The organism is Halobellus rarus (assembly GCF_024494595.1).
Lineage (GTDB): Archaea > Halobacteriota > Halobacteria > Halobacteriales > Haloferacaceae > Haloquadratum > Haloquadratum rarum.
The window spans coordinates 64,113-84,637 of record NZ_JANHDI010000014.1; the positions used below are offsets into that span (position 1 = coordinate 64,113).

The window sequence follows — 20,525 nt, forward strand, 5'->3', positions numbered from 1 at the left end:
GCGTCCGCGTCGAACGCACGTTCGGGTGCATCGTGATCACTCGGTCTGCTCGCGGTAGTCGTCCGCGGAGAGCAACTCGTCGAACTCGGCGTCGTCGCCGACCTCGACTTCGAGCATCCAGCCGTCGCCGTAGGGTTCCTCGTTCACCAGTTCGGGGCGGTCGAACAGGTCCTCGTTGACGGCGGTCACGGTCCCCGAGACAGGCGCGTAGAGGTCCGAAACGGCCTTGATCGACTCGACGACGCCGAACTCTTCGCCCTGCGAGATCTCGTCGCCGACAGCCGGCAGTTCGACGAAGACGACGTCGCCCAGTTCGTCTTGAGCGAAGTCGGTGATGCCGACCGTCGCGGTCTCTCCGTCGGTCGTTGCGTACTCGTGCGATTCCTGGTACTTGCGGTCTGTGGGTACTTCGAACATTAGTTGTCCTCGATGAATGGTGTGGTAACGATTTCGGCGCGCTTCTCCTGTCCGCGAACGACGACCGAGAGTTCCGTCCCGGGCTCAGAGAGCGACGTCGGGACGTAGCCGAGCGCGATCGGCTCCCCCAGCGTGGGGCTCATCGTCCCGCTCGTCACGTGGCCGACGACGTCGCCGTCGTCGACGATCTCGTGGCCGTGCCGGGCGATCCCGCGTTCCCGCAGGAGCAGGCCGACGAACGTCTCCTCGACTCCCTCCTCGGCGACGGTGGCAAGCGCGTCGCGACCGACGAAGTCGGTATCGAGCGCGACGGTCCAGCCGATCCCCGCCTCGTAGGGGGTGCGCGGCTCCGAGTCGGGATCGAAGTCCTGCCCCGAGAGGAGAAAGCCCATCTCCGTCCGGAGCGTATCGCGGGAGCCGAGCCCGCAGGGGGTGCAGTCCGCCGCGAAGTCGGACCAGACGGGCTCGACCTCGTCGGTCGGACAGATGATCTCGAACCCGTCCTCGCCGGTGTAGCCCGTCCGCGAGACGAGCGATCCAACGCCGGCGACGTCGGCCCTAATCACGTCACCCCACGATAGCGGGGCGACGTCGGCGTCCGTCGCGTGGTCGACCGCCTCGGCTGCGTCCGGCCCTTGCACCGCCACCATCGCCCACGCGTCGGTCTCGTTTCGGACCTCGCTGTCGAGGTCCCACTCGTCCCTGTGGTCGACCCACCGGCGGTACGCCGCCTCGTCGTGGCCGGCGTTCGGCACGAAGAGGTACCGGTCTTCCGCCTCGGGCAACCGGTAGACGATCGTGTCGTCGACGATGACCCCCGATTCGTCGGTGATCGCCGAGTACTGCGACTCCCCGGGCGAGAGCGCCTCGACGTCGTTCGACGTGAGCCGCTGCATCAGGAGCGTCGCGTCCGGGCCGCTCACGACTATTTCGCCCATATGTGAGACGTCGAAGATCCCGACCGAGTCGCGCACGGCCTCGTGCTCGGCTCGGATCGATTCGAACTCGACGGGCATATCCCACCCGCCGAACCCGGTGAACGTCGCGTCTGTGGCGTAGACGTCGTACAGCGGCGGCTTCCGAAGGGCCATAGTGGACGGAGGGTTCGCGGCAAGAAATGTTTTGGTATGTCGGCCGCCCTCTGCGGGTGGTAAATCGTATACTGCAATAACAAACGTGGGTTTCCGAGGGAGCTCATTCGCGTGGAGCGAGGTACGAAAAGAGCGGAGCGGCTTCGTTATCAAATGGCGACGCCTTCACGAGACGCGGTTTTGAGTAATTCGATGACCCGTCTCCCCGTCCCAAATACGGACCGGCGGTCGTCGCTGTCGGAGCCGACACCTCGAGAACAACGGGGCGACACGACGGAAGGAGTCCGAGCGAGTGCGAAGAAGGCCCCGAAGGAGATGGGGCCCACCGAGAGCGGTTCGGGTGAGTCTACAGAATGAACGTGACAATAGCGAGGACGACGAAGATGATGACGAGCCATTTTGCGATTTCCATACTGATTCCCGCGACCCCCCGAGCACCGAGCACCGCTGCGACGATCGCGAGTATCAAAAAGAGGACTGCAAGCTCGATGAAGCCTCCGCCGAACTGCAACGGCACGGCCTGGACTGAGACAGCACTATCCAGAACTCCGTGTGGGAGTACCATAGCGGACCTACGTTTCCCGAGTATTTCAACCCGCGACGTATTCACTCCGCATCGTATTTTTGAGTAACCGGATAACTCCGTTCGAGTAGCAGTGATCCATCCGGACAATCAGGCCGTTATCCCATTGGGAAATTCGGAGTTGCTATTCACTCCGTCGATTCTCGGTTCCGTCGTTCCGTCCGGTAACGGAATTCTCCCTGACCAATTCTCACCGGACAGTGACCCGTTGCGGGGGGACGTGCTGTCGTTTGCGCCGGCTTCACCCAGTCGATGACTGGTTTTATGCAGCCACCTGTGGACATCTCTCACGACACGCGATGGTGAGCGGCGGACCCGCCGTCCAGGTCGGTCTTCTCGTTGCGACAGTCGCGGGGCTCTGGGTCGGGGCCCGTTTCCTCGTCGATTCCGTGGTCCGACTGGCCCGCCGGCTCGGGGTGTCGGAGCTGACTATCGGCCTCACTATCGTCGCCGCCGGCACCTCCACTCCGGAGCTGGTGGTCACCGCCGACGCGGCACTGGCCGGCCTGGGGGCGATCGCGGTCGGCAACGTCGTCGGGTCGAACATCTACAATCTCGCGTTCATACTCGGCGTCGTCTCGCTGGTTCGGGTCGTTCCGATCGAGCGGTCGCTGATCCACCGCGACGGTGTGGTTCTGGTCGTGAGCACGCTCGTCGGTGCCGCAGTTATGCTCGACCGCACGGTGTTCCGTGTCGAAGGGGCCGTGCTCGTCGTCTCGTTCGTCGCCTACACGGCGTACCTGCTCCGAACCGGAGCGGACCCCTCGACCGCGGATCTCGGTCCCGAAAAAGCGGGGATACCGACGGCACTGACCGAACGTGTGACGTTCCGTGGGCGGGATGCGGTCCTGTTGGTGCTGGGGCTCGCCGTGGTCCTGGTGAGCGGCGACCTGATGGTGGGGGCGGCCACCGCGCTGGCGCGAGGAGCGGGCATCCCCGACTCGGTCATCGGCGGCACCATCGTCGCTGCGGGCACCGCGACCCCGGAGTTCGCCGTCTCACTGGTGGCGATGCGGCAACGACGGCTCGGCGTGTCCGTGGGGAACATCGTCGGAAGCAACGTCTTCAACGTGCTCGGCGTGTTAGGGGTTGCCGCGGTCATCCGACCGCTGTCGTTCGGATCCGTCGCGCTCGAGTCCGTCGCGTGGCTCGTCGTCGTCACCGTGGTCATAGTCGCGGCGCTGTGGACGGGCCGACAGCTCTCGCGGCCGGAGGGAGCGCTGTTCGCTGCCTCGGAGGTCGGACGGTGGATCCTGGGACTGCTGGGGCTGGTCGGCTGAGAGACGCCCGAGACGAGGGCAATAACGGACACCACCCCCGATTGAAACACAGAGGGGGCCAGTTCAAGCGTCGCTCTGTCCGTAGGCGTCGAACCAGCCAGTAACGGTCTGCTCGAGCGCCCCGGTCGTGCTCCCGAGGTTCAGCATCTGGTAGCCGTTCGTCGCTTTTTCGTTGACGTCGTCCATCCCGAACCCGAGACCTGCGACGGGGACACCCGCATCGAGGGCCGTCGATCGGACCGTCTCGACGGCTTCCTGCACGTCCGGATGGTCGATTTCGCCGGGGCAGCCGAGCGACACCGAGAGATCGAGCGGGCCGATGAAGACGAATCCCAACTCCGGGACGGCGAGGATGTCGTCGAGGTTCTCGATGGACGCCTCGGTCTCGATGGTCACACCGACGAGGGTCTCTCTGTCTTCGGTGGCGATGTAATCGTCAGCGAGACCCCAGCGGCGAGCCCGCGGCGACGCCAGTCCGCGGTCACCGGGGCCATCGTCGTAGCGGAACCGGGCGGAGCGAACCGCCTCTCGGACTTCCTCGGCGGTTTCCACGCGGGAGAGGAACACGTTTCTCACACCGAGATCCAGCGCTTTCCGGACGAGCGTTGGATCCGTATCGGGAAGCCGAACGAGTAATTCGATATCCGTCCGTTCGGCGGCGCGGAGCAGGTCTTCTAACCGACTCGCGTCCCACGGGTCCGGTCCGCCGTGTTCGAGATCCAGCCAGACGAAATCCAAGTCGAGCTCACCGTAGAACTCTACGAGCGTCGGACTGTACGTGTTGTCGAGTATCCCGAGCGCGATCTCTCCGTCGTCCAGGGTCGCGGCGAGGTCGTTAGCGGGCTGGGTGGAATTCATAAACAATCTGATGTGGTATTACTCGTCGGGGCGGTTTCGGAGTCTGTCGATCCGGGCTTCGACGTCGTCGATCGCCTCTCGCACGTCCTCGCGGGCCTCACTACCTGCTTCTCTCGACTCGTCGATGACCTCGTCGAACTCCTTGCGCACCTGAGCGATCGCTCTATCAACTCGCTTGAACCGGTCTTTCTCTTGGTTGCTCATCGCAGGTAGAAAGTTCGGGACACTCGAAAGAAAACACGCTGTATTTTCATCATACAAGTATATGTGATTAATCGAGAGACAGGTACCGGTCGGCCGATCGCCGGTGGTTTTTTTGCGGTAATTTCGTGAGGAGCAGACTCGTTAAACACGCGCGAGCGCCGTGGTTATCTGGTTTCGGGGCGAACACCGACTATGGGACGGTTAGTAGAACTCGACGCGACCGCGCCGCTGAAACTCGACGAGTCCGACTTGGACTCCGAAAAGGGAGACGTCGCCGTCTGTCGCTGCGGTCTCTCCGGGGAGTTCCCGTTCTGCGACGGTACCCACCGGAAGACCAGGGCCGAAGACGGCGACACCCTGTACCGGTACGTCGAGGTGGATGAGACCGTTCGTCGCCGCGCGGTCGATCACGTCGCCTACGTCGCCGACGAAACGACGGACGACGACAGCGAATCCACCACCCGTCAGGAGTGACGTCGCGACGGGCGGTTTCGACGCGAAACTGTATTCGGTTTCGTTATTCTTAATTAGATACTTAATATGGTTTCTACTATGTCGACGGGGAGGGGAATTTCGAGACGGGCGTACCTGGCGGCGGTCGGAACCGCTGCCGCCGGTGGATATGCCGGCTGTACCGGAGCGGCCGCCGAATCGGTCTCCGTTCTGTCGGCCGGAAGCCTCGCAACCACCTTCGACGACTACGTCGCACCCGCATTCGAAGCGGAGACGGGGACCGCGGTTCACGGCGAGTACTACGGAACCAACGCCGTGATGCGGATGGTCGAGGATCGAACGAAACACCCCGACGTGATCGTGAGCGCAGACGCGACGCTCCTCCGAGACCGACTCTACGGCGAGTTCACGGACTGGGACGTCGAGTTCGCGACGAACAGCCTGGGTCTCGGCTACCATAAGTCCACGTCGGTCGGGCGGGCCCTCGACGCCGGACGTCCCTGGTACGAGGTGGCGCGCGAGGTCGACGACGGTGAGGTCGCCATCAGCGACCCGGACCTGGACCCGCTCGGCTATCGCGCGCTCCAGGCGTTCGAACTCGCAGAGCGCGAACACGGCCTCGACGGCTTCCGGGAAGAGATGTCCCGACGCGTGTATCTAGAACCGGAAGAACCGCAGCTGATGGCCGGTGTCGAGAGCGGCTCTCGCGCCGCAGCGGTCGTCTATCGGAATATGGCCGTCGATCACGGAATGCCGTTCGTCGAGTTCCCCGACGCGTACAACTTCTCCGACCCGTCACTGTCAGATCACTACTCGACGGCCGCGTATACCACAGAAGAGGGATACACGGCGGAGGGCCGTCCGATCATCTACAACGCCACGACGAAGCAGGGTGCCGACAACCCGGACGCGGGCCGGCGGCTGGTGCAGTTTCTCGCCGATAACCCTGGCCTCCTCGACGAGGCGGGACTGACCGTCACAGCCGATCTGCCGCGCGGTCACGGCGACCTCCCGGAGGACGTCGAGGGATGAACCGCACTGACACCGTCGGTTCCGGGCGATCGTTTCGGGTTCCGGGACGGCTCGTTCCGGCGGTTCTCGGCGGGTTCCTGCTCGTTTACTTCGCGTTTCCGTTTCTGTCGTTTCTCTCGCGCACCGGGACGGCGAACGTCGCCGCCAGGCTGTCGACGCCGGAGGCACAGGCGGCGATCCGTAACTCGCTTCTCACCGCGCCCGTCTCGACGGCGGTCGCGACGGTGTTCGGCGTGCCTCTGGCGTATCTCCTCGCGCGGGCGTCGTTCGTCGGCAAGCGGCTGGTCGAAGGGATCGTGGTGCTGCCGCTGGTCCTCCCGCCGGTGGTCGGGGGGGCGATGCTCCTGACGGCCGTCGGACGGTTCACTCCGGTCGGGCGCGTCGCGGCCGCCGCGGGCGTTCCGCTCACGGGGAGCCTCCTCGGCGTCGTCCTCGCCCAGACGTTCGTCGCCGCGCCGTTCGTCGTCATCACGGCACGCGCGGGCTTCGGCAGCGTCGACGAGCGACTGGAACAGGCCTCTCGGTCCCTCGGATACGGACCGCTCGCGACGTTCTGGAACGTCTCGCTCCCGCTGGCCCGCGGGGCGATCCTCGCCGGAATCACCCTGACGTTCGCCCGGGCGATCGGTGAGTTCGGGGCGACGATGATGGTCGCGTACAACCCTCGGACGATTCCGACGCGGATCTGGATCGACTTTATTTCTGGTGGCATCGACACGGTCGTCCCACTCGCGCTCGCACTGCTCGCTATCACGCTCGCCGTTATCACCGCGGTACAGCGATTCGGCCGGATTCCGACGGTGGTCGACGGATGAGAGTAGGATCGACGGACGAATCTGGATACCGACGAAGGACACTAGTGACCGGCGAATGATGCAGGTGAGTGACGAATGAGACGGGTGAGAGTCGAGTGAGACTGGCAATCGACGCCCTCTCGCACCGCTACGGCGACGAACTCGCCGTCGACGACGTGTCGTTCGGGATCGAGGCGGGCGAACTGGTCGCGCTGGTCGGCCCGAGCGGGTGTGGGAAGACGACCGTCGTCCAGTCGATCGCGGGCCACGTCCGCCCGACGGCCGGCCGGATCGCGCTCCACGGCGAGGACGTGACCGGGGTACCGCCGGAGGATCGAGGGGTGAGCATCGTCTTCCAGCGGTCGACGCTGTATCCGCACATGACCGTCGGCGAGAACGTCGCCTACGGGCTCGACGCCCGGGGCGTCGCCCCCGCTCGCCGGGAGGCGTTAGTGTCGAAACACCTCGAGTTGGTCGCGCTCGACGACCAGCGCGAGGCGCGCCCGACCGAGCTGAGCGGCGGGCAGCGCCGACGGGCGGAACTGGCGCGGGCGCTGGCACCGTCGCCGGACGTGCTGTTGCTCGACGAGCCGCTATCGGCGCTCGATCGGACGCTGCGTATCCGGTTGCGCGAGGAGATCGCGCGAATCCAGCGGGAGACCGGCGTGACGACGCTGTTCGTCACGCACGACCAGGAGGACGCGATGGCGCTGGCCGACCGCCTAGTCGTGATGAACGAGGGCCGAATCGTCGGCAGGGGGCGGCCGCGAGACCTCTATGAATCCCCGCCGACGCCCTTCGTCGCGTCGTTCCTCGGTCGGGCGAACACGTTCTCGGCGACGGTGCTGAAATCGAATCCGCTCACGGTCCGTCGAGGCGACGAAACCGTCGAGATCAGAGGCGTGAAGGCGGATGTCTCAGACGACTCGACGGTCACGTGTCACGTTCACCCCGAGGACCTCTCGGTTCGTCCGGCCGAGAGCCGGGCCACGAACCCGTCCATCCGAGGGACGGTCGCTCACGTCGCCGACGTCGGTCGCCGCTACGACGTGACAGTCCGGATCGGATCGGGCGAGGACCTCGTCGCAGAGCAGGTGTCGTCGCCGCCGGCGGTCGACGACGACGTCGCCGTGGCGTTTCCGGGGGATCGTCTCCACCTGTTCGATCGCGACGAAGGACGTCGGGTGCCGCTGTCGGCGGTTTGAGCGACGGAGATCACGCTGCTCCCGACCGCCCGGCAGATCGAGACGGATGGGCGAGGGTCGGTCGTCTACCACCTGAACAAGATTTCAATTCAGATCTAATTCAAGCTAGGGGCACAGCTGCGGCTTTGACGACTGTTCTCGCGGGAGATGCCGGTTTTTGGCCCCACTGTAGCGCTCGCTACCGGAACAGTTAATTTAGATATTCATCAACTAATTGGTGATGGCACAAGCAACGGAACGGCTCCAGCGCTACCTGGAGGACGAACTCGGAGAGTGTCGCAGCGAGGACGTCGAGCGCCGACTCGACGAGCTCGGGACGCTCGAGGCGGCGCTCGGCCGAGACCAGGTCGAGGCCGAACTGGACGTGGTCTCCGCGCTCGCGAACGAGACGCGCTACACCCTCGTCCGGGTCCTCGTCGCCGCCGGGGAGGAACTGTGCGTCTGTGAGTTGAACGCGGTCGTCGACGTGAGCGAGAGCGGGCTCAGTCACGCGCTCTCGAAACTCGTCGACGCGGGGCTCGCGGAGGGCCGAAAGGACGGGCGCTGGAAGATGTACCGGGCGACCAACCGCGCGGTGGCGCTCGTCACCGTCGTCGAGGGGAGCGTCAGCGGCGGCGCGGCCGGTGGCGCGAACGGCGGCGGGATCGGCAACACGTCGGGAGGCGAGTGACCGCCGATGAGTGAGGCCCACGAGCACGGCCCGAACTGCGAGTGCGAGAGCTGTGGGGATCCGCGGTCGATGGACTTCCTCGATAAGTACCTCACCGTCTGGATCTTCGGCGCGATGGCGGTCGGCGTCGGCCTCGGGTACGTCGCCCCCGCCGTCACCCGGCCGATCCAGAACCTCCACCTCGTCGAGATCGGGCTGATCCTGATGATGTACCCGCCGCTGGCGAAGGCCGACTACTCGCGGCTCCCGACGGTCTTCAGCAACTGGCGGGTTCTCGGGCTGAGTCTCGTGCAGAACTGGCTGATCGGCCCGACGCTGATGTTCGGACTCGCGGTCGTCTTCTTCAGCGGACTCGTCCCCGGGCTTCCCGCGCGCCCGGAGTACTTCCTCGGGCTCGTGTTCATCGGGATGGCCCGGTGCATCGCGATGGTGCTCGTCTGGAACGAACTCGCCGAGGGATCGACGGAGTACGTGACCGGCCTCGTGGCGTTCAACAGCCTCTTTCAGATCGTCACCTACGGCGTGTACGTCTGGTTCTTCGCGCTGTTTCTGCCTCCATTGCTCGGGATGGAGTCGCTGGTCGCGGGCATCTCGACGTTCGATATCACGCCGATGCAGGTGTTCGAGGCGATCGTCGTGTTCCTCGGGATCCCGTTCGCCGGCGGCTTTCTCACGCGGTACGTCGGGACCCGCCTCAAGAGCCGAGCGTGGTACGACGACGTGTTCGTTCCGAAGATCGACCCGCTGACGCTCGTCGCGCTGCTGTTCACCGTGATCGTGATGTTCGCGACGCAGGGCGGCGCGATCGTCGCCTCGCCGGGCGACGTCCTGCTCATCGCCGTTCCGCTGACGATTTACTTCGTCGTGATGTTCCTCGTCAGCTTCGGGATGGGACGCGGGATCGGCGCGGACTACTCGACGACGACGGCGATCGGCTTCACCGCGGCCTCGAACAACTTCGAACTGGCCATCGCGGTCGCCGTCGCGGTCTTCGGCGTCGGCTCCGGGGTCGCGTTCGCGACCGTCGTCGGCCCGCTCATCGAGGTTCCCGTGTTGCTGGCGCTCGTCAACGTCGCGCTGTCCTTCCAGCGGAAGTTCGACTGGGGCGGCTACACGACCGGAAGCCTCGACGGACCGACCGGCGAAGTCGCGGCCGACGCGGCCGACTCGACGACCGACGACGACTGATACTGTCCGACAGCGACGAGGGCTCGACTCGGCTTTTCCGACTACGCGTACGCCGCGAACTCCTCACCGAAGAGGAGGAAGTAGCCCGTTCCGACGACGCCGACGGCGGCCGCGACCGTGAACGCCACCTCGGGGCTCACGAACTCCCAGAGGTAGCCGCCGAGGGCCGCACTCGGGATCACGACCGTGTTCCGCAGCAGGTAATAGGTCCCGGTGACGCGCCCGCCGGCACCCCGCTGTGCGGGGCCGACGATCAGCGCCTTGTGCGAGGGGAGCCCGGCGAAGCGGAGCCCCGAGAACGCGAAGACGAGAACCATCGCCACCGAGGTCGCCGGCGCGTAGATCAGGACGACCGGGAAGGCGGCGTAGACGGCGAACCCGAGCGCGACGACGGGCTTCAGCCCGACGCGCTCGGCCGCCTTCGCGGCGGGAGCCATCACGAGCAGCGCGATCAGCATCTCCACGCCGAGCAGGTAGCCGAAGAACGCGGCCGGCGAGAGGTCGATCGCGTAGGAGACGCCCGGGAGCGAGACAGTCGTCTCCAGGCCGACCTCGTAGATCCGCGTGACCACGAGCACGAAGAAGACGTAGACCATCCCGTTGGCGAAGCGGACGAGCGTGTCGCCGACGAGCAGGGGTCGCAGCTCGCTCGGCATCTCCCGAAGATCGCGTCTGACCGCTGCGACGCCGGCGAAGGAACCGCCGATCGTGTCCTCGCTCGCGTCGTACAGCAGGTGCTGGACGACGGTGCCGACGACGCCGAAGGCGACCGCCACGGCGAGAACGTACCGGAAACTCACCGTGAACGCCGGATGGAGGCCGATGAGCACGGCCGCGAGCACGGGGCCGACGAGGAACGCGGTCCGCCGGAACGTCTCGGTGCTGGCGAAGCCCGCGGCGAGTCGGGAGGGATCGGTCGCCTGCTTGACGACCGCGAAGGTCGCTCCGAGTCCGAAGGACTTCCACGCCTGTGCGAGCAGCAGACCGACGAAGATCCAGACCCACGGCTCGACGGTCAGTCCCGCGAGCGAGAGCGGGCCGATCCCGGGGGCGACGAGCCAGAAGCCGAACCCGACCGTCGACACCAGGCCGAACAGCGTGAGCGCGTACCGCGAGCCGATCCGGTCCGAGATCGCGCCGCCGGGGTACGGATAGACGGCCGAGACGACGTTACCGACCGTCCCGAACAGGCCGACGACGAACCCGCTCGCGCCGAGGGCGACGAGGTACTCCGGGAGGAACCGGTTCGTCATCTGGAAGCCGAGGCTGAACGCGAACATCGCCAGCGACAGCACCAAGACGTCGCGTTCGAGCGCGAAGAACCGACGGAAGGTCTCAAGCGGTCCCGACGCGTCGGTCTCGGGTTCTGGGGTGTCGTCGACCATCTACCACCGGGACGGTCGCGTCGAATCGTAAAGTAACCCCGGTCGTGGGTGGGAGCCTCCACGACAGCCGCGTCCGAGCGGGTCGAATCAGGCGTCGGAGACGGCGCTCTCGTCCGACTGTTCCTCCCGATACCGCGACGCGTGCTCGTCGAGGAGGGCCTGCCGCTTGCGCTGGGCCGCTTCGGACATCAGCTCCTCGCTCCACTCGAACCCGTGGTCGGTTTCGAGTTCGACCGACTCGACGCCGTCGAGGTCGCCGACCTCGCCTTCGACCTCCTCGATGAAGTACGGGACCATATGGCACATCGGCGAGGTGAGCCGCATCTCGACGTCGACGTGACCGTCCTCGACCTCGACCGACTTCACGAGCCCCATCTCGACGATGTTCAGGTTCGAGCCGGTGGCGGCGCTGCAGGGATCGACGATCTCGCGCAGGCGCTCGTAGACGCGGGCGGCGGGGACGCTCCCGTCGGCGTCGATCCGATCGATGGTGTCGGGGGCGACCGCGGATCCGGCGTCGCCGGGGTTCTCGGATTCGGCGCTCATCGAGCCACCTCGAAGCCCGTGGACTGCCACTCGTCGGTCAGGTCGACGTCGCTGTACTCGTCGTCCGCGATGTCCGATCGGATCTCGTCGATGTCGAAGCCGTGCGCCTCCGCCCAGTTCTCGCCGAGGATCTTCTCTTTGTCCTCCTGGGTGATCTCGAACGTTCCGGAGAAGCTCTGCATCTCCGGGAAGTCGTACTCCCAGAAGCGTTCGAGCAGGAGGCCGGGGTGGAAGTGCGGCGCGCCGGTGCCCCAGAGGATCTTCTCGAGCGCCTGCTCGCCGCCGCCGTAGAGGAGGTCTTCGAGCGTCTCCGCGAACGACTCGGGCGCGGTGATGAGTTCGGCCAACGTGAGTTCGAGGTTGACGTAGACGTTCGGGTGGCGGGCGATCTGCCACCCCGTCTCCTCGGCGAAGGACAGCCCGCCGTGGACGATCTCGAAGGTGAGATCCGGGAACGACGCCGCCGCCTCCTCGACGTCGCCGACCTTGTACGAGTCCATCGGGACCGCGCCGAACGGGAGCGCCTTGTGGACGGCGACGACGTCGAGGCCGAGGTCGGCGGCGCGTTCCCACAGCGGGAACGCGACCTCCGGATCGTCCATCTTGAACCCGTGGTGCGTCCCGTCGGCCTCCCAGTAGGATGGGTACACCTTCACGCCGTGGGGGTCGAACGCCTCGACCTGCCGGGTGAGTTCCGCCTGCGGGTCGTCCATCCCGACGGCGTCGATGCTGGCCAGCGCCGCGGTCCGCGTCGGGTTGCGCTCGACGAACTGCTCGGCCTTCGCCTCGGCGGTGAGCCCGTCGTAGAACACCGTGATAGATTGCGGATGGATGACGGCGAAGTCGGTTCGGCTCTCCCGAAAGAGCGAGTTCTCGGTCTCCTCGATCGGCCAGTCGCTGAGGAACGACTCGCGGGTCCGCCGGTACCCCTCGGGCATCTTGCTCTCTAACCCGACGCCGATCTCGGCGACCTGCTGTGCGTACCGTGGCACCCTGAAGTTCGATTCGGCCTGGTTGTACGCGTGTACGACCGCGTCCGCGACGAACACGTCGTCCAGTTCTCTCATAGGTAGTGAATGATAGACCGTGATGATATTTGTTGGGGGCCGGACGCGTAGCGCCGTGAGCCGATCGAGACGGCGAGCGATCAGGGGGCGAGCAATCGAGGCGGCGACGTACGTCCGACAGTTTCAGCTCCCGGCGGACCCGGTCTCCGCGACGTCGACGGGGGGACGGGACGCGGCGTCGTCGGCCCGCCAGACGTTCCCGCGGCGGCCGACACGCGAGAGGTCGAGGCGAACGGACTCCCCGGCCGACAGCGACGATAGCGCCTCGCGAGTGGTCTCGTCGGCGAAGTCGACCAGGTGGTAGGTCGCGTGTGTCGCGGTCGAGCGCACCGTCACCGCGTCGTGGCTGTTCATCTCGGATACGATTATGAACGAATCAGACCCGTTCCCGGGATTTGAACTCATTCTATTCAGTTAGTGGGAGAATTAGTTGATAAAGTTGTTCTATAAAGTGTATAAGGTGTATGTACGCCACAGTCGGATAACGAGTGGCAGTCATCGCGCGAATCGGGACCGCGAGAAGCAGCCACCGACACCCGGATGGCGGATTCGGGGAGCGGCGATCGCCCCCGACGGCCGAGAAACGGTTATCTCACAGAGACGCCACGGGTCGGTATGATCGAACCGCTGCTCCGCCTCTTCGAGGGGCTCTCCGCGACCGAGGCGACGCTGGCGGTGCTTCTCGTCTCCGTCGCGGCCGCCGTCGCGATGGAGTTCGTCGTCCTCCGATTGGCCAAACGGTACGTCTCCTACACCGACACGGAGTACGACAACATCGTCTTCTCCACCCTCCGCGCGCCGATGGTCGTCACCGCGGCCCTGGTCGGCGTGTACGTGCTCACGCAGGTCCCCTCGGTGCGATCGTCGGTGCTGCTCGATCCGGGGACCATCGACGACCTGTTCGGGCGGCCCGCGCTCTCGATCCTCGTCCTCGTGTGGGCGTACGCCGCCAACGAGGTGGTGAACCGACTCGTCGCCGCCGTCAACGAGGAGGGCGGCCGGTTCGATTTCGCGCCCGTCTTCTCGAACATCTGGACGCTTTCGGTCCTCGTCGGCGGCGCGGGGACGCTGCTGTGGCTCTGGGGCATCGAGATCACGCCGCTTCTCGGGGCCGCGGGCGTCGCGGGGATCGCCGTCGGCTTCGCCGCGAAGGACACCGTCGCGAACTTCTTCGGTGGGATCGCCCTGTACTTCGACGACACCTACAAGCTCGGCGACTACATCGTCCTCGACGACGACACCGCCGGGACGGTCATCAAGGTCGGGGTCCGCTCGACGACGCTTCTCACCCGCGACGAGGTGATGGTCACCGTGCCCAACGCCGCGCTCAACGCCGCGAAGGTGACCAACGAGTCGGCTCCGCAGCGTCGCCGTCGCATCCGGGTGCCCATCGGGGTCGCCTACGGGACCGACATCGACGCGTTCGAGGAACTCCTCGTCGAGGTCGCGGCGGCGGAGTCGCTGGTCCGCGACTCGCCGAAGCCCCGGGCGCGGTTCCGGTCGTTCGGCGATTCGGCGCTGCAGTACGAACTCCTCTGCTGGGTCAACGGCCCCACGCGACGGCGGCGAGCGCAGCACGAACTCAACCGCTCGCTGTACAAGGCGCTGAACGCGGCCGGGATCGAGATCCCGTACCCGAAGCGCGACGTGACGGTCACCGAGGCGGTCTCCGACATCGCGGCTGACGCCGACGCGGGGACGGCGGCGATCCGCGCCAGGGAGGACCGAGCCGCTGACGGGCGCGAGAGAGACGGTCCGGCGTAAGGGCGGCGGTCTGGACGGTCCGAGAGGTCCGTCCCCGAGCCGCCGTCGTCGAGATCTGCGACATCGTCGTCGTTATGTTCCTGCCCGCGAATGCTGCGGTATGGACCTCCTGGGACGGTTGTACGCGGAGAATTCCGACGGCGACGGCCCCGAGGAACCGCGGGTCGCGCTCTTCGTCGACGGGCCGAACGTCCTCCGCGACGAGTTCGACGTCGACCTCGACGACGTCCGCGAAGCGGCCGCGGCGGCCGGACAGTTGACGGCGATGCGCCTCTACCTCGACGAGCACGCGACGCCGGGGCTGATCCAGGCCGCCGAGGCGCGCGGGTTCGAGGTCGTCGTCACGAGCGGCGACGTCGACGTCCGTCTCGCGGTCGACGTGACCCGCTTCGCCGTCGAAGACCGCGCCGACGTGATCGCCATCGCCTCCCGGGACACGGATTTCAAGCCCGCCATCGAGACGGCGAACGCTTACGGCTGTCGGACCTTCGCCATCGCGCCGGGGGAGTTCGGCCGGTCGGACGCCCTCCGGAACGCCGCGACCGAGCGCGTCACGATCGAGGAAGAGAGCGAGGACGACGGCCCCACGCTCGTCGGTTACGACGGATAGCCGCCAGAGAACGTCTGGCCGCTCGCCGGCACGAACACTTCTCCCGTCGGTCCTCTGACGCACACTGGAAAGCGGACGAACTTTTGAGTCCGAGTGCGGAGAGGAGGTATGGAAGAACTCGGGACGCCGGTACTCGACAACCACCTCCACCTCGATCCGGAACACGGCCGCGGTCTCGACGCCGTCCGCGACTTCGCCCGCCTCGGCGGCACGCACCTGCTCGTTGTGAACAAGCCGTCGTGGCTCCTCGGCGTCGACCCCGACGCGGGCGAGGACTTCCGACCGGTCTTCGAGACGACGCTCGACGTCGTCGAACGGGCCAGCGAGATCCTGCCGGGGAAAGCGTGGCCCGTCCTCGGCGTCCACCCCGGACTCGTCTCGAAACTCGTCGACGACCGCGGCTTCTCGCCCGAAGAAGCCGGCGGCCTGATGCGCGCCGGCCTCGATCAGGCGGCCGAGTTCGTCCGCGACGGCGACGCGCTCGCGCTGAAGTCCGGCCGGCCCCACTACGACGTCTCCGAGGCGGTGTTGGCGGCCTCGAACGAGGTGATGCGCCACGCGTTCGCGCTGGGCGCGGACCTCGACTGCGCAGTCCAGTTGCACACGGAGGCCTCGGAGGATCTGACCGAGGTAGCCGAGTGGGCCGAGGAACGGGGGCTCCCGGCGCATCGGGTCGTGAAGCACTACGCGGGCGGGACGCTGGCGGGGCCGACGCCGAGCGTGATGAGCGAGAAAGATCGATTGAAGATCGCCGCCGAGTCGGGCGAATCGTTCCTGATGGAGACGGACTTCGTCGACGATCCCGACCGTCCGGGGATGGTTCTCGGCCCGAAGACCGTCCCGCGTCGCGTGCGGTGGTTGCTCGACGAGGGGCACAGTGCGGCCGTCGAACGCGCCCACGCGGAGACGCCGCAGCGAGTTTACGGGATCGACACGCGCGCGTCGCTGAAACGGTGAGTGATTCCGGACCAGAGGGCGGGTCAGACCCCCACCGCGCTGGACCGTGTGCCGGTCCGCGTCGGAACTTCGAGAAATAACCTGATCAATACTTATATTCGTAACCGGACTACTTTCGAATATGCCCCACGGCCAAGACCGGGAAGGCGCGAACAGCCCCGACTCCGAATCGACGTACGAGTGTCTCCAGTGCGGCGAGATCGTCTCGGCAAAATCGCACCCCGGTGGCTGCGAGTGCGGCGGCGAGTTCCAGAACCGGGGCAAATCACTCGAGTGATCGTCGATCCGCTCGATGTGAGAACCGACGAGAGCGTGCGGCCGGATGCCCACTGGGTTCCAAACGCGACGATAGTCGCAAATGCCGCTGTCGTTAGTACCACGGACCCCCCGAAAATCGGGCCTCGACAAGAAAGGCATTTGAATCCCGGCGGAAATGGTGGAGTATGACCGAGGCCGAGGAGACTTACTACACCGAAGAACGCTGGCAGAACTGGCTCTCCCGCGTCGAAGAGGAAGAGCTCGATCCCGAGAACGAAGACTCCGCGCGACTGCTCTTGAACCTCCAGGACGACGCCGCCATCGCGGTGGCGAAGATCGTCTCCGCGTACGAGGAGGACCGCCTGGACGACGAGGAAGCGATCGAGGAACTCGAACGCGTCCGGACGATCGTGCTCTCGGAGCCCGAACTGGACATCGACGACGACGCCGCGCGCGAGGACAAGGAGATGCTCGTCGACGGCGTCCAGACGAGCCTCGTCTGCGTCTTCTACGCCGCAGAGGAGTACATCGTCGCCGGTGCGGCCGAGGAAGCGCCGATGGGCGAGTACGTCGAGGCCGCCGCGGCCGCCGAGCGGGACGACGATATGGACGCCGCGCTGGGCTACCTCGTGCAGGCCGGCACGCGCATCATCGTCGGCGACGAACTGGATATGGCCGTGGTCGACGACCTGGAGTACGGCCTCGTCTCCGAGTGGGTCAACGGCCTCGACAGCCTCCAGAGCGCGATGAGCGACCCGGAAGTCGTCGAAGAAGAAGAGGACTGACCCCGAAGCGGAACCGACGTCACGCCTTCTGGCCTCGGTCCGTCTCGTAGCGGCGGCACGTTTTTATCCGGTAGCCGCTGAATCGGAACTATGTCTCTTCGAGACGACGACAGGGCCGTGACCGTCCAGATCGGCGCGGTCCTGCTTTTGGGCTTTCTCGTCGTCTCGCTGTCGCTGTATCAGGCGACGGTCGTCCCGAACGAGAACCGCCAGGTCGAGTTCCAGCACAACCAGCGCGTGCAGGCGGATATGCAGGAGGTCAGGAACGCGATCCTCGGGACGGCGTCGTCCGGATCCGCCGCTCCCGTCGGCGTCGAATTGGGAACGCAGTACCCCTCCCGCGCCGTCGCGGTGAACCCCGGTCCACCGAGCGGTACGCTCTCGACGGCGGAGCTCGGGACGGTCCGGATTTCGAACGCCAGGGCCGACGATCAGGCGACAGCCGATCCCGACTACCCAGAGACGGCGGACTTCTGGGACGGCGAGGACCACACCTACCCGACGAAGTCGCTCGTCTACCGGCCGGACTACGCGAACTACGACGCCGCCCCGACGACGGTCTACGAGAACGGCGTCGTGTACAACCGATTCGACTCGGGGAACCTCACGCGTACCGGCCAGCCGATCGTCGCCGGCACGCGCATCTCGCTCGTCGCGCTCGACGGTAACCTCTCTCGCGGCGGTGCGAGCACACTCTCACTGGACCCACAGGCGGTGAGCGTCTCGACGCGCACGATCAGCGTCTCGAACGTCTCCGCGGGGGAGAACGTCTCGATCTTCGTTCCCTCCCGGCTGAACGCCCAGACGTGGACGGACCTACTGAACGAGACTGGGGAGTACGACCCCGCCGCCGACCCCGATAACGACGCGCGCGTCTACCGGGTCGAAAACGTAGAGAGCGACGGACGAGACGGCGTCGAACTGTACTTCGAGCCCGGGACGACCTACCAGTTGAAACTCTCGAAAATCGGCGTCGGGAGCGGCGTCGACGACACCGATCCCGCGTACCTGACGAGCATCGAAGACCTCGAGGAGAACCCCTTCGAGGGCCGCACCTATCCCTTCGTGGTCGAGTCGCGCGACAAGTACAACAATCCGGTTCCGACGACCGTCGGGGCCGGCAGCGAAGAGACGACGGTTCCGGACGGCGTGGTTCTCGAACCGGGCCGCTACCGCTATCAGTACACCGCGCCCGATAGTTCGACAGCGAGTTCGGATTCGATCGGGGTGTCGTATCGAGCTGAGTCCGACGACGGTCCGTACGACGTCAGTAGTCCCAATTTCGAGGGTGAGCGCGTCGAGAACGTGGAGTACGACGTGAACGTACAAGCCGGAGGTGGCAGCGGCGGAGGTAACAACGGCGGTGGGACAACTACGCCCGGGGGAGACGATGCCTTCGGAAGTGTTGTGCAACAGTCTTTCAGAGGCGGCCCGGACCGGGGGTACGTGAAGTTTACAGTGACAAATCAAGAGTCTTCGTCTCTCACGATCGAATCCATTGAAGTCACCTCGAACGGGGCGAACAGAATATACGAATCACAGGGCGGAAGTAGCGAAGGTAATACGGAGTTCTTCCTTTCTTCAGGCGGATCAGATGCGATCTACGAATCGGGAGACAGTGGGTCGTTTTACAGCTTGGGCGATACCCAGCAACTAGATAGTTCAATCACAGTAAACGCCGGTTCAGATCTCTCCGTGACGTTGTCACAGTTCCGAAACGGGAACTCGATCGCGAATATGGAAAATGACGAGGTCTCAGTCACATTTTATTACTCGGATACAAGCGCGGATCCGACGACCGTGACCTTCCAAGTCCAGCCATAATCCGTCGGGAACGTTTCAAAACTTGGCTTTCATTGAAATAATCATTTTTGATTTTTCCATACGAAAGTTCACTTAGGTCCACAATTAAGTACGCCCAATGAGTGCGTTTCCCGCCAACCGCGCCCAAGCAGAATCCCTCGGGAGCCTGCTCCTCGTCGCGGTAGTCGTCATCAGCGCGACGACCTTCGGCGCGTACTACGTCGCCTCGACGAGCGGCGGGGGCGCGGGCGGGTCGGCGGGCAGCGCCGGCGGAGCGGCAGGGTCGACGGCGGACGTGACGCTCGCTGCGACCGAGGAGACGCTCCGACTCTCGCACAACGGCGGACCGTCGGTCCCGATCGAGGACCTTCGGGTGACCGTCGAAAACGGCTCCGGAGAGTACTCCTACGCCTTCTCTGACGGCCGGATCCGAAACGACGGCGGGGAGAACGGGCAGTTCGACCCCGGAGAGACGTGGCGGCTCGGATGGACACAGTCGCCCGGTACGTCGGTCACTATCGCGCTCGTGAACACCGACTCCGAGACGCTGGTGCTTCGAGAGACGACGACAGTCGGGTCGGACGCCGCGGGCGAAACGAGGGGGAACGCCGAGGGGACCGACACGAACGAGGCCGTCGTCGACGTCGACGCCGGGCCACAGCGGACCGTCTCGGGCGAGGCGGGGTCCTCTGTCGTCCTTGACGGGACCGTGAACAGTGCGGCGAGTGACTTGGACTACGAGTGGGAGATCACCGACGACGACGACGTAGCTGAAGGAGCGATCGAACTTACCGAGGACACGACGACCGAGCCGACGTTCGAGATCCGCGAGAACGTCACCGACAGGGACCACACGGTCGAGGTCGAGTTTACAGCCAGCAACGACACCGCGTCGGGGGCGGATCAAACGGCAGTCCTGATCGAGCGGTTCAATCGTCCGCCGGTCGCCGACGCGGGTGAGGATCGGGAGTGGAGTGGCGGCGATGACAGCGACGACGACGATGACGACGATGACGGTGATGACGGTGATGACGACGAAGACGATGCCGATGCACTCGCAAAGCCCGTCACCGTAACGGGGGCGGCGGTTATCTACCCGCCGAACCTCGATTCGGGGCTCGTGAGCGATACGGATGACGACACGGAACTCGACGATTCGTTCGTCGAACTCGACGGGACGGGGAGCTACGACCCTGATGGCGACGAACTGCAGTACGAGTGGCGGGTCGTCGACCAGGGCGACTTCGAAGACAGTGACCTCAACCTCGTCGACAGCGAAAGTGCGACGCCCAAACTTTCCCTCCTGACGGTTCCCGACGACGAGCGCCGGAACATCACAGTTGAGCTAACGGTGACCGACACCTCGGGAGTAACCGACGCAGATCGCGTGAATGTGACTGTAGTCCCGAGCGTCGAGGACGACGATGACGACGGCTGGTGGGACGATGATGACGACGGCTGGTGGGACGACTGGTGGGACGGATGGGGTAGCTGGTGGAACGATCGTGGACGGTGAAAAACGAGCGCAAGCAGCACCCCTTCGCTGCACACTTAGACGATCGTCGACAGTGCTAT

The 20,525-nt window shown here is 65.5% G+C and carries 23 protein-coding genes; 14 read left to right on the forward strand and 9 right to left on the reverse strand.

Going from position 1 to position 20,525, the window contains the following annotated elements:
• Positions 1 to 36: 36 nt before the first annotated feature.
• The 3 genes from gcvH to NO876_RS16050 all read right to left on the reverse strand — a co-directional run bounded on the left by gcvH (position 37) and on the right by NO876_RS16050 (position 2,073).
• Entirely contained in the window at positions 37 to 417 is a 381-nt protein-coding gene (gcvH, locus tag NO876_RS16040) for a glycine cleavage system protein GcvH (protein ID WP_256422676.1), read from the reverse strand.
• The gene (gene gcvT / locus NO876_RS16045; RefSeq protein WP_256422677.1) at positions 417 to 1,508 is read right to left on the reverse strand and encodes a glycine cleavage system aminomethyltransferase GcvT; all 1,092 of its coding nucleotides are present in this window, start codon (positions 1,506 to 1,508) and stop codon (positions 417 to 419) included. The genes gcvH and gcvT overlap by 1 nt, the downstream gene beginning before the upstream one ends.
• Positions 1,509 to 1,854: 346 nt before the next feature.
• Entirely contained in the window at positions 1,855 to 2,073 is a 219-nt protein-coding gene (locus tag NO876_RS16050; protein WP_256422678.1) for a DUF1328 domain-containing protein, read from the reverse strand.
• A 317-nt stretch (positions 2,074 to 2,390) separates the two neighbouring features.
• On the opposite strand from NO876_RS16050, the gene NO876_RS16055 reads away from it, so the two are divergent.
• A complete protein-coding gene (locus tag NO876_RS16055) occupies positions 2,391 to 3,371 on the forward strand; it encodes a calcium/sodium antiporter (protein WP_256422679.1) in 981 nt (326 codons plus the stop codon).
• Between the two features lie 63 nt (positions 3,372 to 3,434).
• Here NO876_RS16055 and NO876_RS16060 read toward each other — a convergent pair whose 3' ends face one another.
• Together NO876_RS16060 and NO876_RS16065 are read right to left on the reverse strand one after the other, a co-directional pair.
• On the reverse strand, positions 3,435 to 4,229 hold the full coding sequence (locus NO876_RS16060; protein WP_256422680.1) for an HpcH/HpaI aldolase family protein: 795 nt from the start codon (positions 4,227 to 4,229) through the stop codon (positions 3,435 to 3,437).
• Between the two features lie 18 nt (positions 4,230 to 4,247).
• A complete protein-coding gene (locus NO876_RS16065) occupies positions 4,248 to 4,433 on the reverse strand; it encodes a hypothetical protein (RefSeq protein ID WP_256422681.1) in 186 nt (61 codons plus the stop codon).
• A 192-nt stretch (positions 4,434 to 4,625) separates the two neighbouring features.
• On the opposite strand from NO876_RS16065, the gene NO876_RS16070 reads away from it, so the two are divergent.
• The 6 genes from NO876_RS16070 (at position 4,626) to arsB (ending at position 9,775) form a co-directional block, all read left to right on the forward strand.
• Complete coding sequence (locus tag NO876_RS16070) at positions 4,626 to 4,907, forward strand: CDGSH iron-sulfur domain-containing protein (RefSeq protein WP_256422682.1); 282 nt, start codon at positions 4,626 to 4,628, stop codon at positions 4,905 to 4,907.
• A 78-nt stretch (positions 4,908 to 4,985) separates the two neighbouring features.
• A complete protein-coding gene (locus NO876_RS16075) occupies positions 4,986 to 5,918 on the forward strand; it encodes an extracellular solute-binding protein (protein WP_256422683.1) in 933 nt (310 codons plus the stop codon).
• The gene (locus tag NO876_RS16080) at positions 5,915 to 6,733 is read left to right on the forward strand and encodes an ABC transporter permease (protein WP_256422684.1); all 819 of its coding nucleotides are present in this window, start codon (positions 5,915 to 5,917) and stop codon (positions 6,731 to 6,733) included. The genes NO876_RS16075 and NO876_RS16080 overlap by 4 nt, the downstream gene beginning before the upstream one ends.
• Before the next feature lie 95 nt (positions 6,734 to 6,828).
• Positions 6,829 to 7,917 (forward strand): ABC transporter ATP-binding protein, encoded by a 1,089-nt coding sequence (locus NO876_RS16085; RefSeq protein ID WP_256422685.1) that lies wholly within the window; start codon positions 6,829 to 6,831, stop codon positions 7,915 to 7,917.
• Positions 7,918 to 8,137: 220 nt separating this feature from the next.
• Positions 8,138 to 8,587, forward strand: a complete 450-nt coding sequence (locus NO876_RS16090; RefSeq protein ID WP_256422686.1) for an ArsR/SmtB family transcription factor — start codon at positions 8,138 to 8,140, stop codon at positions 8,585 to 8,587.
• Positions 8,588 to 8,593: 6 nt separating this feature from the next.
• The gene (arsB, locus tag NO876_RS16095; RefSeq protein WP_305883006.1) at positions 8,594 to 9,775 is read left to right on the forward strand and encodes an ACR3 family arsenite efflux transporter; all 1,182 of its coding nucleotides are present in this window, start codon (positions 8,594 to 8,596) and stop codon (positions 9,773 to 9,775) included.
• Between the two features lie 41 nt (positions 9,776 to 9,816).
• Here the strand turns inward: arsB and NO876_RS16100 are convergent, their stop codons facing one another.
• The 4 genes from NO876_RS16100 to NO876_RS16115 form a co-directional block, all read right to left on the reverse strand.
• A complete protein-coding gene (locus tag NO876_RS16100) occupies positions 9,817 to 11,160 on the reverse strand; it encodes an MFS transporter (RefSeq protein WP_256422687.1) in 1,344 nt (447 codons plus the stop codon).
• Between the two features lie 87 nt (positions 11,161 to 11,247).
• Positions 11,248 to 11,706 (reverse strand): metal-sulfur cluster assembly factor, encoded by a 459-nt coding sequence (locus tag NO876_RS16105; protein WP_256422688.1) that lies wholly within the window; start codon positions 11,704 to 11,706, stop codon positions 11,248 to 11,250.
• Positions 11,703 to 12,773, reverse strand: coding sequence for an amidohydrolase family protein (locus NO876_RS16110; RefSeq protein WP_256422689.1), 1,071 nt, complete (start codon positions 12,771 to 12,773; stop codon positions 11,703 to 11,705). The genes NO876_RS16105 and NO876_RS16110 overlap by 4 nt, the downstream gene beginning before the upstream one ends.
• Before the next feature lie 123 nt (positions 12,774 to 12,896).
• Positions 12,897 to 13,178, reverse strand: a complete 282-nt coding sequence (locus NO876_RS16115; RefSeq protein WP_256422690.1) for a DUF7999 family protein — start codon at positions 13,176 to 13,178, stop codon at positions 12,897 to 12,899.
• Positions 13,179 to 13,388: 210 nt separating this feature from the next.
• Here NO876_RS16115 and NO876_RS16120 point away from each other — a divergent pair, with 210 nt between their 5' ends.
• The 7 genes from NO876_RS16120 to NO876_RS16150 all read left to right on the forward strand — a co-directional run bounded on the left by NO876_RS16120 (position 13,389) and on the right by NO876_RS16150 (position 20,466).
• Positions 13,389 to 14,537: a mechanosensitive ion channel family protein gene (locus NO876_RS16120; protein ID WP_256422691.1), complete on the forward strand. Its 1,149-nt coding sequence runs from the start codon at positions 13,389 to 13,391 to the stop codon at positions 14,535 to 14,537.
• Positions 14,538 to 14,637: 100 nt separating this feature from the next.
• Positions 14,638 to 15,147, forward strand: a complete 510-nt coding sequence (locus tag NO876_RS16125) for an NYN domain-containing protein (RefSeq protein ID WP_256422692.1) — start codon at positions 14,638 to 14,640, stop codon at positions 15,145 to 15,147.
• Between the two features lie 108 nt (positions 15,148 to 15,255).
• Positions 15,256 to 16,104 (forward strand): TatD family hydrolase, encoded by an 849-nt coding sequence (locus NO876_RS16130; protein WP_256422693.1) that lies wholly within the window; start codon positions 15,256 to 15,258, stop codon positions 16,102 to 16,104.
• A 121-nt stretch (positions 16,105 to 16,225) separates the two neighbouring features.
• Entirely contained in the window at positions 16,226 to 16,381 is a 156-nt protein-coding gene (locus NO876_RS16135) for a rubrerythrin-like domain-containing protein (protein ID WP_256422694.1), read from the forward strand.
• Positions 16,382 to 16,547: 166 nt separating this feature from the next.
• A complete protein-coding gene (locus NO876_RS16140) occupies positions 16,548 to 17,147 on the forward strand; it encodes a DUF2150 family protein (RefSeq protein ID WP_256422695.1) in 600 nt (199 codons plus the stop codon).
• A 90-nt stretch (positions 17,148 to 17,237) separates the two neighbouring features.
• Positions 17,238 to 18,971: a hypothetical protein gene (locus NO876_RS16145; protein WP_256422696.1), complete on the forward strand. Its 1,734-nt coding sequence runs from the start codon at positions 17,238 to 17,240 to the stop codon at positions 18,969 to 18,971.
• Positions 18,972 to 19,068: 97 nt separating this feature from the next.
• Positions 19,069 to 20,466 (forward strand): PKD domain-containing protein, encoded by a 1,398-nt coding sequence (locus tag NO876_RS16150; protein ID WP_256422697.1) that lies wholly within the window; start codon positions 19,069 to 19,071, stop codon positions 20,464 to 20,466.
• The last annotated feature ends 59 nt before the right edge of the window (positions 20,467 to 20,525 follow it).

Excerpts from the sequence above, each read along its gene's own strand:
- NO876_RS16125 (WP_256422692.1), top strand. The coding sequence starts at position 14,638 with ATGGACCTCCTGGGACGGTTGTACGCGGAGAATTCCGACGGCGACGGC.
- NO876_RS16065 (WP_256422681.1), bottom strand. The coding sequence starts at position 4,433 with ATGAGCAACCAAGAGAAAGACCGGTTCAAGCGAGTTGATAGAGCGATC.
- NO876_RS16075 (WP_256422683.1), top strand. The coding sequence starts at position 4,986 with ATGTCGACGGGGAGGGGAATTTCGAGACGGGCGTACCTGGCGGCGGTC.
- NO876_RS16100 (WP_256422687.1), bottom strand. The coding sequence starts at position 11,160 with ATGGTCGACGACACCCCAGAACCCGAGACCGACGCGTCGGGACCGCTT.
- NO876_RS16115 (WP_256422690.1), bottom strand. The coding sequence starts at position 13,178 with ATGAGTTCAAATCCCGGGAACGGGTCTGATTCGTTCATAATCGTATCC.
- NO876_RS16135 (WP_256422694.1), top strand. The coding sequence starts at position 16,226 with ATGCCCCACGGCCAAGACCGGGAAGGCGCGAACAGCCCCGACTCCGAA.
- gcvT (WP_256422677.1), bottom strand. The coding sequence starts at position 1,508 with ATGGCCCTTCGGAAGCCGCCGCTGTACGACGTCTACGCCACAGACGCG.
- NO876_RS16090 (WP_256422686.1), top strand. The coding sequence starts at position 8,138 with ATGGCACAAGCAACGGAACGGCTCCAGCGCTACCTGGAGGACGAACTC.
- NO876_RS16110 (WP_256422689.1), bottom strand. The coding sequence starts at position 12,773 with ATGAGAGAACTGGACGACGTGTTCGTCGCGGACGCGGTCGTACACGCG.
- NO876_RS16105 (WP_256422688.1), bottom strand. The coding sequence starts at position 11,706 with ATGAGCGCCGAATCCGAGAACCCCGGCGACGCCGGATCCGCGGTCGCC.
- NO876_RS16055 (WP_256422679.1), top strand. The coding sequence starts at position 2,391 with ATGGTGAGCGGCGGACCCGCCGTCCAGGTCGGTCTTCTCGTTGCGACA.
- NO876_RS16050 (WP_256422678.1), bottom strand. The coding sequence starts at position 2,073 with ATGGTACTCCCACACGGAGTTCTGGATAGTGCTGTCTCAGTCCAGGCC.
- NO876_RS16140 (WP_256422695.1), top strand. The coding sequence starts at position 16,548 with ATGACCGAGGCCGAGGAGACTTACTACACCGAAGAACGCTGGCAGAAC.
- NO876_RS16145 (WP_256422696.1), top strand. The coding sequence starts at position 17,238 with ATGTCTCTTCGAGACGACGACAGGGCCGTGACCGTCCAGATCGGCGCG.
- NO876_RS16120 (WP_256422691.1), top strand. The coding sequence starts at position 13,389 with ATGATCGAACCGCTGCTCCGCCTCTTCGAGGGGCTCTCCGCGACCGAG.
- arsB (WP_305883006.1), top strand. The coding sequence starts at position 8,594 with ATGAGTGAGGCCCACGAGCACGGCCCGAACTGCGAGTGCGAGAGCTGT.
- NO876_RS16080 (WP_256422684.1), top strand. The coding sequence starts at position 5,915 with ATGAACCGCACTGACACCGTCGGTTCCGGGCGATCGTTTCGGGTTCCG.
- gcvH (WP_256422676.1), bottom strand. The coding sequence starts at position 417 with ATGTTCGAAGTACCCACAGACCGCAAGTACCAGGAATCGCACGAGTAC.
- NO876_RS16070 (WP_256422682.1), top strand. The coding sequence starts at position 4,626 with ATGGGACGGTTAGTAGAACTCGACGCGACCGCGCCGCTGAAACTCGAC.
- NO876_RS16130 (WP_256422693.1), top strand. The coding sequence starts at position 15,256 with ATGGAAGAACTCGGGACGCCGGTACTCGACAACCACCTCCACCTCGAT.
- NO876_RS16150 (WP_256422697.1), top strand. The coding sequence starts at position 19,069 with ATGAGTGCGTTTCCCGCCAACCGCGCCCAAGCAGAATCCCTCGGGAGC.
- NO876_RS16060 (WP_256422680.1), bottom strand. The coding sequence starts at position 4,229 with ATGAATTCCACCCAGCCCGCTAACGACCTCGCCGCGACCCTGGACGAC.